The following is a 12,194-nucleotide window of genomic DNA, read 5'->3' as shown; positions in this document are numbered from 1 at the left end:
CGCACTGCCCGACCGCGTGCACGAAGCCCTGCACCACTGGCTCAGCTCCGGCAGGTGATGCGCCGGACGCCGGCACAGCGCTTCCACGGGACCGGGCGGTCCGCCGTCCTCAAAACCCTCCCTGCATTCCGGCTTGCGGCAGGGCCTTCGAACCACCCCGCGCCGGCGGCCCAGGCTGGAGATGTGGTTGTGTGCACATGGCCTGGGAATGGCAGCCCGACGGAATCGCCGCCGGAGACTTCGACACGATTCAAGCCGCCGCCGACGCCCTCGGCGTATCCGCGCGCAGCACCTTCGATCGATACGATCAGCTCCCGCAGCGGCACGTCATGTTTTCCTGCCCTTCGGCGCCTGCCGGCACAGGGCCGCCGTGCTGGTCTCCCCAACGGCCGCGGCAGCAAGCCCCGGCTTGCCAGGCGCGGCTGGTAGGGGCTGACCGTCCCGCCGACGGACCGCCCTCGCCCGGGCACGGCACGGTCCCGCGAACCGTTGGGGCCTGGGCGGGTGCCCGGGACGTTGGCTACAGGGCACCCGCGGCCGGCGAGGGACGCCGCTCAGCTGTCCAGACGGCGCCCTGCGAGCCAGGTGACCATCTGGGGATCGTGGTGGTCGAAGAACAGGGAGCTGCCGGTGTCGAGGGTGGCGATCTGGGCCATCTGCTCGTCGGTGAGCTGGAAATCGAAGACGTCGATGTTCTCGGCCATGCGCTCAGCGCGCACGGACTTGGGGATGGCGATGACGCCGCGCTGGGTGAGCCAGCGCAGCACGACCTGGGCGACGGACTTGTCGTGTTCCTTGCCGATCTCGACGAGCAGCGGGTTGGTGAACAGGTCGTTCTTGCCTTCGGCGAAGCCGCCCCAGGACTGGATCTGCACCCCGTGCTCGCGCATGAGGTCCTGGTAGTCGGCGCGCTGGAAGAACGGGTGGACCTCGATCTGGTTGACCGCCGGGGTGATCTCATTGTTGACGATCAGGTCGATCAGGCGGTCCGGGTAGAAGTTGCTGACACCGATCGACTTGGTCACGCCCTCGCGGTTGAGGGCCTCCATGGCGCGCCACTGACCGTAGACGTCGCCGAAGGGCTGGTGCATCAGGTACAGGTCGAGGTGGTCCAGGCCCAGCTTGTTCAGGGATGTCTCGAACGCGCGGCGGGTGTTGTCCTCGGCGGGGGCGTCCTGGACCCACAGCTTGGTGGTGACGAACAGCTCCGCGCGCGGGATGCCGCTGGACTTGATGGCGTGGCCGACGGCTTCCTCGTTCTCGTAGGCGGCGGCGGTGTCGAGCAGGCGGTAGCCGGCGGCCAGGGCCTCGGAGACGGCGCGCTCGGTGTCCTCGGCGGGGATCTGGAAGACACCGAAGCCGATAAGCGGCATCTCGACGCCGGTGTTGAGGGTGACGGACTGCATGGTGGGGTGTTCCTTCGGGGTGTGGGCGGTCTTGTCTCAGGCGGGCGTCTGTCGGGTCAGAGTTCCTGGCCGGCCGGGCGGAGCAGGATCTCGTTGATGGCCAGGCGGCGGGGGCGCTGGAGGGTGAAGGTGATGACCTCGGCGATGTCCTCGGCGGTGACCTGAGCGACGTCGTAGAGCTGCTGGGCACCCTGACGGGTGGCTTCGTGGGTGATGTGGGTGGGCAGCTCGGTGGCGACCACGCCCGGTTCGATCACGGTGACGCGGACGTCGGGCAGGAGTTCCTTGCGCAGCGACTCCGACCAGCCGTTGATGCCGAACTTGGTGGCCGCGTACACGCCGCTGCCGGGGCCTGCGACGCGGCCGGCGACGGAGGAGATGTTGATCAGGTCGCCGCCGCCGTCCTTGAGCTGGTCGAGGAAGACCTCGGTGGCGGTGATCGCGCCGAGCAGGTTGACCTCGATCATCTTGCGGTAGTCGTCCGTCTGCTCGGCGGAGAACGGGCCCAGCAGCATGACGCCGGCGTTGTTCACCAGCACGTCCGTGCCGCCGAACTCCTGCTTGACCCGGTCGGCCGCGGCACGGAGGGCGTCGCGGTCGGTGACGTCGGCGGAGATCGCGAGTGCACCGTCGCCGAGTTCGTCGGCCAGTGCCTTGATGCGGTCGGTGCGGCGAGCGAGAAGCGCGACCCGGTAGCCCGCGGCGTGCAGGGAACGGGCGGTGGCGGCGCCGATGCCGGAGGAGGCTCCCGTGATGACGGCGACGCGTGCGGGCTTGTGGTCCCTGAGCCATGAGTTTCACAGTCCTTGGTGACGTTGGGTAGCCGGACGCCTTGGAGGGGGCGCTCAGCGATTCGAAAAATCCGAATCGACCCGGATGAGCAGCGACTACTACGCCAAGATGGAACGCGGCAACCTCGCCGGCGTCTCCCCCCGAAGTACTCGACGCCCTCGCCCGGGCGCTACGCCTCGATGACGCGGAGATTGAGCACCTGCACGATCTCGCCCGGGCCGCGAACCCCTCACCGAGCCGCCGCCGCTCGCGCCCCGCACCGTCGGCGGTCCGCCCGTCACTGCAGCGCTTCCTCGACGCGATCACCGGGGCACCGGCATGGGTCGTCAACCAGCGGGCCGACATCATCGCCCTCAACTCCCTCGGCCGGGCCCTGCTCGCCCCGCTGCTCGACGACCCTGACGCCCGCAACAACCAGGCCCGGTTCATCTTCCTCAGCCCCGCCGCGCGCACCTTCTACCCGCAGTGGGAGGCCGCAGCGGACGCCGCCGCGGCCTCCCTGCGCACCGCAGCCGGCCGCAACCCTCGCGACACGCACCTGACCGACCTCATCGGCGAGCTCGTCACCCGCAGCGACGCCTTCAGCAGCCGCTGGTCGGCCCACGACGTCCGCCTGCACAACAGCGGCACCAAGCACATCCGTCACCGCGACGTCGGCGACCTCGAATTCGTCTACGAGGCCATGCAACTGCCCGACCACCCCGGATGGACGTTGTTCGCCTACACCAGCGCCGCCGGATCCCCCACCGAAGAACGCATCCGGCTCCTCGGCAGCCTGGCCTCCACCCCGGCCGAAACACCGGCGCCCGCACCCGAGACGGAGCGAACCGGCCACCGGCGGACCGAATGAGCACCGCCCGGTCGTGGTGACCGGGAGCAGCACGGGCAGGTGCGGCTTCAGGGGCGGATGAGGGCCTTGAGGACCTGACGGTCGGCCATGGCCCGGTAGGCGTCCGGTGCCTGCTCGAGGGGGAAGGTGCGATCGAAGACGCGGCCCGGGGCGATGGTGCCGTCCACGACGTCGGGCAGGAGTTCCGGGATGTAGGCGCGGGCGGGGCTGGCACCGCCGGTCAGGGTGATGTTGCGCATGAACTCGGCCGGACCGATCGGTCCCAGCTCGTACTGGGGGACACCCAGTCGGCTGATGGCGCCGCCGTCCAGGACCGCGCCCAGCGCGGTGTCGAGGGCCGGGCGGGTGCCCACGGCCTCGATGACCTTGTCCACGCCGCCGGTCAGCTCGCGGATGCGGGCGATGCCCTCCTCGCCGCGCTCGGCGACCACGTCGGTGGCGCCGAACTCGCGGCCAAGGTCGGTGCGGGCTTCGTGGCGGCCGGCGAGCACGATCCGCTCGGCGCCGAGCCGCTTGGCGGCGATGACCGCGCACAGGCCGACCGCGCCGTCCCCGACGACCAGCACCGTATCGCCGCGGCCGACGCCGGCGGTGACGGCGCCGTGGTGGCCGGTGGTCATCACGTCAGAGAGGGCCAGCAGCGACGGCAGCAACGCGGAGTCGGCGCCCACCGGCAGCTTCACCAGGGTGCCGTCCGCGTAAGGGACCCGCACGGCTTCGCCCTGCCCGCCGTCCACGCCGTCGAAGCCGTACCGGCCGCCATTGCGGCACGAGATGTGCAGGCCCTTGGCGCAGTAGTCGCAGGTGTTGTCGCTGTAGGTGAACGGGGCAACGACCAGATCACCCGTCTTCAGACCGGTCACCTCTGCGCCGGTCTCCTCGATGACGCCGAGGAACTCATGTCCCATGGGGCGGCCGGTGTCGGTGGCGGGCATCGACCCGTACGGCCACAGGTCGCTGCCGCACACGCACGCGGCCACCGTGCGCACCATCACGTCGGTGGGCTGGACGATCTTCGGGTCGGGCCGGTCCTCGACGCGGACGTCGCCGGCTCCGTACATCACTGCTGCACGCATGAAAGGTGTTACTCCAAACGAGGGGCGGAGGGCGCCAGCGGAGGGCGCCACGCGAAGCGCGGTGTGCCGGGGCGGGGTCAGCGTTCGAGCATGCGGGCCTGGGCTTCCGTGTGGGTGGCGCCGGCGGCGGGCGGCAGGCTGGAGAGCCTGTCGAGCTGCTCGTCGGTCAGCGTGACGGCATCGGCGGCGGCGTTCTCCTCGACCCGGCTGACGCGCTTGGTGCCGGGGATGGGGGCGATGTCGTCGCCCTGGGCGAGCAGCCAGGCCAGCGCCACCTGACCGGGCGTGGCACCGGCCTCGTCGGCCAGGGCCTTGACCTCGTCGGCGAGCGCCAGGTTGTGCTGGAAGTTCTCGCCGGTGAAACGCGGGTTGTCGCGGCGGAAGTCGTTCTCGTCGAACTGGTCGGTGGAGCGGACGGTGCCGGTCAGGACGCCGCGTCCGAGCGGGGAGAAGGGCACGAGGCCGATGTTCAGCTCCCGCAGGACGGGCAGCACGCGCTCCTCGATTCCGCGAGTGAACAGGGAGTACTCGGACTGCACCGCGGTGACCGGCTGGACGGCGTGGGCGCGGCGGATCGTGTCCGGGCCCGCCTCCGAGAGGCCAAAAGTCCGTACCTTGCCCTCGGCGATCAGCTCGCTCACCGCGCCGGCGGTCTCCTCGATCGGCGTGTGAGGGTCAACCCGGTGCTGGTAGTACAGGTCGATGTGGTCCGTGCCCAGCCGCTTCAGCGAGCCCTCGACCGCGGTGCGGATGTTGGCCGGGCTGGAGTCCAGGTTCCACACGCCCTCGCCGGCGTGCGAGACCAGGCCGAACTTGGTGGCCAGCACCACCTTGTCCCGGCGGCCCCTCAGCGCCCGCCCGAGCAGTTCCTCGTTGGTGTAGGGGCCGTAGATCTCGGCGGTGTCGATGAGCGTGACGCCCAGCTCCAGAGCCCGGTGCACGGTCCTGATCGACTCCGCGTCATCGGTGCCCGAGCCGGTGTAGCCGTGGGACATGCCCATCGCGCCCAGCCCGATTCGGGAAACCTCCAGGTCACGCAGCTTGATGTACCGCATCTCGCCCTCTTCCGATCATGGTGTTACCCAGCCTCTCGCTCTCGCCCGGTCCGGCAGGTCGTGTCGGTTGAAGCCCGGGTGGCGGCGAAGGGGTCCGGTGTCTTCCTCATTCACCTTCGCCCGGATTGCTCAGGTGTGGCAGGGCGGGTTCTTCGGGGGTAATGACAGGGCCGCCCTCCCGCCCGCGCAGCGGGTGCCCAGCGGGTGAGACTGGAGTCATGGCATCGACGAGCGCGCACAGTGAGGGCGCCGAGCTGGGCCGTTTCCTGCGCGCCCGCCGCACCCAGACCAGTCCCGAACACGTCGGTCTCACCGTCGGTGCCGGCATCCGCCGCACCCCCGGCCTGCGCCGTGAGGAGCTGGCCACCCTCGCCGGGATCAGCATCGACTACTACGTGCGCCTGGAACGTGGCAGGGAGACCCGCCCCAGTCCCGCCGTCCTCGACTCCCTTGCCCGCGCTCTGCACATGGACGACCAAGAGCACCAGCACTTGCGCGAGCTCGCCGCCCGTGCCGCCCGCTACGCCGCCGAACCTCCGCCGGCCCCGAGCCGCACCGTGCGCCCCCACCTGAAACTGCTGCTGGAGTCGCTGCGACCGAACCCCGCCTACGTGATCAGCCGCAGCATGGACATGCTTGCCTGGAACCCGGGCGGCCTCGCCCTGTACGCGGGCCTGGAGGACTGGCCGGCCAAACACCGCAACCTCGCCCGCTACCTCTTCCTCCACCCGGCCGCGCGGGATCTCTTCGGTGGCTGGGACCGCCAGATCACCGGCTGCGTCGCCCGGCTGCGCGCCGTCGCCGGCACCGCCCCCGACGCTCCTGACCTGACCAACCTCGTCGGCGAACTCCTCCTCAAGAGCCCCGACTTCGCCCGGCTGTGGGAACGCTACGAGGTCACCGGCCGCAAGCCCGCACAGAAGACCTTCCAGCACCCCCGCGTCGGCACGATCACGCTCACCTCCCAGTCCATGCATCTGGAAGGCACCCCCGGCCAGCGCATCGGCGTCTACACCGCCGAACCCGGCACACCCGACCACGACGCCATGATGCTGCTCGACATGACCGCACCCGTAGCCGCACCTCGCCAGGAGATCCCGCACACGTCACCCTGACCGTTGTACACGGTCGCTGACCCGGGTCAGGCCTCACCCGATACGGCCAGTGGGTGCTCTCCCTGCCAGTACTGCGGGCCGAGCCAGTCGCGCATTAGCCCTCACCGCGGAAGAACGCACTGACCGGCCAGGGCCGGCCGTAGATCCGCATATCGTCGATCTTTCCGGAGCCGGCCAGGCTGCACACGCCCGCAAGCTGCCAAGTGTGACCGTGCACGGTCGCGTCATACACCATCACGAAGCCCGGGCCGAAGCTGCTGACAATGCGGAACCTCGGGGCTCCTGAGATCTCCCGACCGCGTTCAGGATGACCCCGACCAGCTCACTGCCGGTGGCGGTGTCCAGCACCGGCGAGTGGAACGCCACGTCGGCCGAGAGTTCCGGCAGACCTGCCGGCTGCTCGGCGAGGAAGCCACCAGGCGGCCCACCGGGAGCACAGGGCACCGACAGGTCGGTGTCGTCGCGGAACCGCTCGTCACAGGCGGCCAAGTGGTCGCGGACCAGCTTCACGAACGGCCAGGGCCCGGGCGTAGAGGTCGACCGCCGCATACGTGTCGGGCGCCCCGCGGGTGAGGACGGCGAACAAGCCGACTTCGTGCCCCTTGGCCGCTGCCGACGAAGGTGACGAAGTCTCGCTCGCCGTCGGCAGCGATGAATTCGGGCGCGCCGATCCCGAAGGAGTCAGCCAACTGGCGCAGGACCTCACCACTCCGTCCCGTCCCTCGATCCGGGACGTGCGGTGTGGCGAGTGAAACATCTTCTGACAGGGCTGCGGGGAGTTGCCCCAGTACAGCCTTGACGACGTCGTCGTTCGACATGCGGATCTCCGGCGGTGATCACCGGGGGCCGAGTGTGGCGGTGAGTTGGTCTGTGGTGACGATGGCCTGGGCGTAGGTGGGGCCGTTGAGTCGGTGAGCGGCGTGCATCATCTCGGGGCTGAGGGCCGCGGTGGCGTCGGTGACCAGCGTGACGTGGTAGCCGAGTTCCATGGCGTAGCGGGCGGTTGCCTCGATGCAGGTGTTGGCCAGGACGCCGACAAGAACGACATGGGTGATGCCGTGCTGCTTGAGCTGCATGTCCAGGTCCGTGTTGGCGAACCCGCTCGATCCCCAGTGTTCCTGTACGACGATCTCGCCCGGCTGCGGACGGAGGTCGGGGTGGAACTCCGCGCCCCAGGAGCCCCGGGCGAAGTGGTGGAGCTCCTGGATCTTCCGTTGTGAGGGGGTCGGGTGGTCCCACGTCTCGTAGTCGCCCGGCTCCCAGCGGCGGTGCGGTACGAACACCACGCGCACACCGTTTTCGCGGGCGGCGGCGACCACGGACCGCAGATGGTCCAGAAGATCGACGCTGAGGGCCACGGGCTCGAGGCGGGGCCAGACCTTGCCGCCCTCCGAGAGGAAGTCGTTGTAGGGGTCGACCAGCAGGACGGCCGTGTGGCGAGGATTGTAGGTTTCGGCCATGGTTCCTCCTCGTGCCGGCTCTACTCGGGAGGTTTGGTCCCGGTCTGCTCGCTGACCATGTAATGGGCGTACCTGTCGGGCCAGTCCGGCTCCTCCTGGCCGATGAGTTTTGTGTTCGCCTTGGGCGGCGGCTGCGCGCGCAGCCCGCTCGATAGATCGGTCGGGGGGAAGGGCGTCGGTCCGGGATCGACGCGTCCGGGGAGCCGGTTCGTGACCTCCTGCAGTAGCCAGGTGTTTCCGTCGGGATCACGGAAGGTGGCACGCGAGAAGTAGCTGCGCCGCTCCGGGGCGAAGCCGCAGACCCACGGCGGCCGCGCCGGCCGAGGGCGCCGCACGGTGTCATGCTTCCACCCGCGCGGGCGGGACGACAACGTCGATAAGCCCGGTGGCCACGTCGTACACGCCCTGAGGCGAAGACTCCGGCCCGAAGCTGCCGCTTGAGGATGCGGACGTCGACGACCGGTTGGGTGACCGCCTTGGCAACCAGGCCTGCGGCTGGAACGTCGAAGTAATCGGCCAGCAGCTCGGGGAACGCGGCCAGGTCCGTGATCCCGCAGTCGGTGTGCTGCTGGACCGCATAGTGGTTGTCGGCCGGGCCGGGGCCGCCTGTGCGGGCCCGCACGACCTCCGAGAGCATCCCCAGCGTCCAGAGTGTCGCGGGCGTGACCCGCCCTCCGACGTTGCGGATCACCGCTGCCTCGCCGAGCTTGAGCCCGAGCACGTCCGACGGGTCGACACGAGGATCGACGCATCCGATGACCGTCAGACTGCCTTGGGGCATGAGCTTGAGGTGGGCGAATGATCGGCCGTCGGCGAACGCGGCGTTCCGCTTGATCAGCTCGTCCGTGTCGATCACTGTGCCGGTAACCCCATCGTGCTTTGAGCCTGGCCAGCTGGTGACGTCGACGACGACCTCCACTTGCCTCCAAGCCTGCCCGCCGTCGCCTCCCCTGCCACTCGACTCTGCGGCAAGACGTGATCGTGCAGATCAACGCCCTGCGACATCCGACACGGGATGTCAGAGCCAGGGTGTGATGCCTACCTGATACCTCGACTGCACCTGCGCGATGAGTCGACACGGCGCAGGCGCTGCCCTGGTCGAACGGCGAGGGCTTCATGTGGCCGGCTCTGGCACGCCGTGGCCGCGCCGGCGGGGCCGCTTCCTACCTCCGGTCTGCGTCCCGGCTGTCTTCGATGACGAACAGTGGTTTGGTGCCATGTGCGGGTGCCTCGGCAAGCGCGACGGCTTCAATGAAATGCTCGAGCGGGAAGGGCTGGCCCTGGGGGATGCTCAGCACCTCGTCGACGACGAGACCGCGGACCCGGGCCAGCGCGTGCAACGCAATCTCGGGTGAGGCGGTGCCGAACCAACGGTTCAGCCAAAAGCCACGGACTGTTTTGGTCTCATAGATGACTGAGCGTGCCTGCAGCGGGATCGTCAGTGCCGCAGGGTCGGTCTGCCGGTGGGTGGAGAGTGCGCCGTAGACCACCAACTCCCCGCCGGGAGCCAGTGCCTGGGACACCTGGGCGCCCACGGGGCCTGCGACACAGTCGGCGGCCTTGAGTACGCCGGCCGGTCCCGCTGTCTCGGCCACACGCTGCACCAGGTCCTCGTCCTCCGTGCAGATGACCTCGTCACCACCGAGTGCTTTGATTTCCTCCACAGCGGCACGTCGCCGCACGACATTGATCGTGCGGATGCCCAGATGCCGGGACAGCTGGATGACGAGCCGGCCCACGGTGGAGCCCGCAGCCGTCTGCAGCAGCCACTCGCCCGGCTGTACGTCGAGTTCGCGCGTGACGAGGAGCAGAGCGGTCAACGGGTTGACAGCGAGCTGGCAGGCGCTGGAGTCGCTCAGATGGTCGGGGACCGGCAGGAGTCTTTGCGTATCGGCGACGAGGTACTCCTGCCAGGTGCCGGCCACCGGGGGCCCGGGTACCGCCGGGACCGCGGCGACCACCACACGCTCGCCGACCGCCGGTGCGTCGGTGCCCGGGCCCAGAGCCGCCACACGGCCCACGCACTCCATGGCGCCCCCCACAGCGGGGAACGTGGGAGAAAAACCATAGCGGCCGCGCAGCACATGCAGATCACTGGCGTGAATCGGAGTTGCCTTCACACGGATCAGCGCCTGACCGGCTTTCGGCGCGGGAACAGGCCGGGATTCCAGCCGCAGGACGTCGGTGGGCTCGCCGGCCTTCACGGCCACGAGCGCGAGCATCGATCGAGGCATGAGTGGCCTCCCGTCTCTCAGCGCCCGAGACAGCTCGGCGGGTGCTCCGGACCAAACCGATGCCGCCGGCGTCCTCGCCGGCGCCGAGGCTGTGACCGGCGTCGCGCAAGCCCACTCCCGGCCTTCACCGACTCATTAGGAGTGATCATGCGTGCCTGGGATCGTGCAGCCTCCAAGGGACAGGTGATCAGGACCGCTCGCAGCAGCACACCACCCTGATTCCTCCACGCTACGCTCGGTCCCAGGAAGATTCCCGGCGACTGACCGCTGAGTCATTCGGCCAGGGGTTTCCCCCGATCAGACGGCCAGGCGGCGGATCGCGACCACGGCCGCGTCGTCGCCGAGGTGCCCGTGGACGTGGGCCAGCAGGTCGTCGTGGAGAGCGCGCAGGAGTTCGTCGGGGTCGTCCCTGGTCCACTCGGACGCGCGTTCGGCGAACGGATAGAAGTGGCCGTCGGCGTCGCGTGCTTCGATGACTCCGTCCGTGTAGAGGAGCAGCAGGTCGCCCACCTCGAACGGGAACGTCTGGACGTCGTAGGCGACGATGCCGAAGGCGCCGCCGAGCCCGATCGGAAGGTGGCTCGCGTCGGGCGCGAGCGAGGTGACGCGGGTTCCTCGCAGGAGTAGCGGCGGTGGGTGAGCGCAGCTGATGAGGTGGACAACCGGTTCGTGGTCGGGGATGTCGAGCAGGATCGCGGTGGCGAAGTCCTCGTCGGTGTCCTGCTCTTCCTGCGCGCGCCACTGGCTGGTGTCCCAGCGGAACGCGGCGTCCAGGTGGACGGCGAGGCGGGGCAGGGTGGCCTGCCGGTGGGCGGCTGCCCGGAAGGCGCCGAGCAGCAGGGCGGCGTTGCTGATCGCGGCCAGCCCGTTGCCGCGCACATCGCCGATGAGAAGCCGGGTGCTGTGGTCGGCGGTTCGCGCGGCCGCATAGAGGTCTCCGCCCAGATCGGCTTCCTCCTCCGCAGGGATGTACAGGCCGGAGATCCGCAGTGGGCCGGTGCGGGCGGGCAGTGGCCGCAGCAGCACGCTCTGCGCGGCCTCGGCAACGGACCGCACCTGGCGCAACTGACGCTCACGCCGGTCCCGCACTACGCAGATGCTGACACAGACGACGGAGACGACGATCAGCGCGGTGATCTGCGCCTGGACATTGGCGGTGGTCACGCCCTCTGTCAGCACGCCGATCAGTACCTGGGCCGCCACCGCGAGCAATCCCATCAGCGCCGTCACGCGGGCGTCGGCGAAGGCCACCGTGATCGCCGGCGCTGCCACCAGCAGGGGGCCGAGGTGGATGTGCGGCGGAGTCAGTACGTCCACCACACAGACCGTGAAGATCAGCCCCAGTGGGATCGCCAGCAGGGCGGGGGAATGACCCGGCTGCCAGAAATGCCGGAAGTCCTGCCATGGTCGCAAGGCCATGCCCCAAGACTTCCACTTGCCGGGGCGTTCAACGGTTGACGGCGTGTTGGCGGACTCTGGAGTCGCTCAGATGGTCCGGGACCAGCAGTGCCTTTCGCGTATCCAGGACGAGGGGCTTCGTTCACGAGACCGCAGCGACCACCGCGCGTTGGTCGATCGGCACGGCACCCCGCTCGCCGTCTCGGGGACCGGAGGCAACCGTCCCGACGTCACCCGGCTCATGCCGCTGTTGGACGCGATCCCGCTGGTAAGGGGACGGCGGGGGTTACCGGAGTTCTTGAGCGCAGGCCCCTGTCTTCAGGGAGGGGCGGTGTGGAACACCGGCCTTCACCAGCGCCGCGAGTACCGGCGGCGCGGTGCGTGGATGAACTACGCGCCGCAGTGCGCCGAGCTGGCCGCCGCCAAACCCGATCATCCATGGTTGAAGGCCGCCCCGTCGCACGCGCTTCAGCAGACCCTGAAGGATCTGGACCGGGCGTGCCGGGAGCAAGCAGACCGAAACGGCTGTTCGCCGATCGCGGCTACGACTACGACGAACACCGTCGCCTGCTCTGGAAGCGAGGCGCTCGCCGCAGCGCAGCGCTGCGTCGCTTGACGCTACGCCCGGCCCGGGAAGATTTCCGGCGGCGGATTGTGCGCAGTCGCTGTCGTCGTCACCGGCGTTGGTTCGTGCCGTTTCGGTAGGCATGTGCCCGCCTGAGTCCTTACCAGGGCGGGCCCGCCAGATGAGGGCCGGGGTGGTAGCGGGCGCGGACGGCCAGGGCGGCGACGTCGTCTTCGGCATGCT

At 69.5% G+C, this 12,194-nt stretch carries 9 protein-coding genes and 2 pseudogenes; 3 read left to right on the top strand and 8 right to left on the bottom strand.

Going from position 1 to position 12,194, the window contains the following annotated elements; all coding sequences use genetic code 11:
• Nucleotides 1-554: 554 nt before the first annotated feature.
• Both ABZ478_RS38865 and ABZ478_RS38860 read right to left on the bottom strand, forming a co-directional pair.
• On the bottom strand, nucleotides 555-1,406 hold the full coding sequence (locus ABZ478_RS38865; RefSeq protein ID WP_359557477.1) for an aldo/keto reductase: 852 nt from the start codon (nucleotides 1,404-1,406) through the stop codon (nucleotides 555-557).
• Between the two features lie 56 nt (nucleotides 1,407-1,462).
• On the bottom strand, nucleotides 1,463-2,161 hold the full coding sequence (locus tag ABZ478_RS38860) for an SDR family oxidoreductase (RefSeq protein ID WP_359557480.1): 699 nt from the start codon (nucleotides 2,159-2,161) through the stop codon (nucleotides 1,463-1,465).
• Nucleotides 2,162-2,388: 227 nt separating this feature from the next.
• On the opposite strand from ABZ478_RS38860, the gene ABZ478_RS38855 reads away from it, so the two are divergent.
• A complete protein-coding gene (locus ABZ478_RS38855; protein WP_359557479.1) occupies nucleotides 2,389-3,048 on the top strand; it encodes a transcriptional regulator in 660 nt (219 codons plus the stop codon).
• A 47-nt stretch (nucleotides 3,049-3,095) separates the two neighbouring features.
• On the opposite strand, the gene ABZ478_RS38850 is transcribed toward ABZ478_RS38855, so the two are convergent.
• Together ABZ478_RS38850 and ABZ478_RS38845 are read right to left on the bottom strand one after the other, a co-directional pair.
• Nucleotides 3,096-4,124, bottom strand: a complete 1,029-nt coding sequence (locus ABZ478_RS38850) for an alcohol dehydrogenase catalytic domain-containing protein (protein WP_359557475.1) — start codon at nucleotides 4,122-4,124, stop codon at nucleotides 3,096-3,098.
• Nucleotides 4,125-4,201: 77 nt separating this feature from the next.
• Nucleotides 4,202-5,179 (bottom strand): aldo/keto reductase, encoded by a 978-nt coding sequence (locus ABZ478_RS38845; RefSeq protein WP_359557474.1) that lies wholly within the window; start codon nucleotides 5,177-5,179, stop codon nucleotides 4,202-4,204.
• 218 nt (nucleotides 5,180-5,397) lie between these two features.
• Here ABZ478_RS38845 and ABZ478_RS38840 point away from each other — a divergent pair, with 218 nt between their 5' ends.
• Nucleotides 5,398-6,294 carry a helix-turn-helix transcriptional regulator gene (locus ABZ478_RS38840; RefSeq protein WP_359557472.1) on the top strand — a complete coding sequence of 299 codons (897 nt, stop codon included), beginning with the start codon at nucleotides 5,398-5,400 and terminating at the stop codon, nucleotides 6,292-6,294.
• An 836-nt stretch (nucleotides 6,295-7,130) separates the two neighbouring features.
• Here the strand turns inward: ABZ478_RS38840 and ABZ478_RS38835 are convergent.
• The 4 genes and pseudogenes from ABZ478_RS38835 to ABZ478_RS38820 all read right to left on the bottom strand — a co-directional run bounded on the left by ABZ478_RS38835 (nucleotide 7,131) and on the right by ABZ478_RS38820 (nucleotide 11,407).
• Nucleotides 7,131-7,754, bottom strand: coding sequence for an isochorismatase family cysteine hydrolase (locus ABZ478_RS38835; protein ID WP_359557470.1), 624 nt, complete (start codon nucleotides 7,752-7,754; stop codon nucleotides 7,131-7,133).
• Between the two features lie 20 nt (nucleotides 7,755-7,774).
• Nucleotides 7,775-8,041: pseudogene (locus ABZ478_RS38830) on the bottom strand (glyoxalase); the annotation flags it as partial.
• Nucleotides 8,042-8,917: 876 nt separating this feature from the next.
• Complete coding sequence (locus ABZ478_RS38825) at nucleotides 8,918-9,976, bottom strand: zinc-dependent alcohol dehydrogenase family protein (protein ID WP_359557469.1); 1,059 nt, start codon at nucleotides 9,974-9,976, stop codon at nucleotides 8,918-8,920.
• Between the two features lie 309 nt (nucleotides 9,977-10,285).
• Nucleotides 10,286-11,407, bottom strand: coding sequence for a PP2C family protein-serine/threonine phosphatase (locus ABZ478_RS38820; RefSeq protein ID WP_359557467.1), 1,122 nt, complete (start codon nucleotides 11,405-11,407; stop codon nucleotides 10,286-10,288).
• A gap of 163 nt (nucleotides 11,408-11,570) precedes the next feature.
• Here ABZ478_RS38820 and ABZ478_RS38815 point away from each other — a divergent pair.
• Nucleotides 11,571-11,681, top strand: a pseudogene (locus ABZ478_RS38815) (IS5/IS1182 family transposase); the annotation flags it as partial.
• Nucleotides 11,682-12,194: the final 513 nt, after the last annotated feature.

Source organism: Streptomyces sp. NPDC005706, assembly GCF_040631045.1.
Classification (GTDB): domain Bacteria; phylum Actinomycetota; class Actinomycetes; order Streptomycetales; family Streptomycetaceae; genus Streptomyces.
This window is presented reverse-complemented; position numbering and strand designations above follow the sequence as displayed.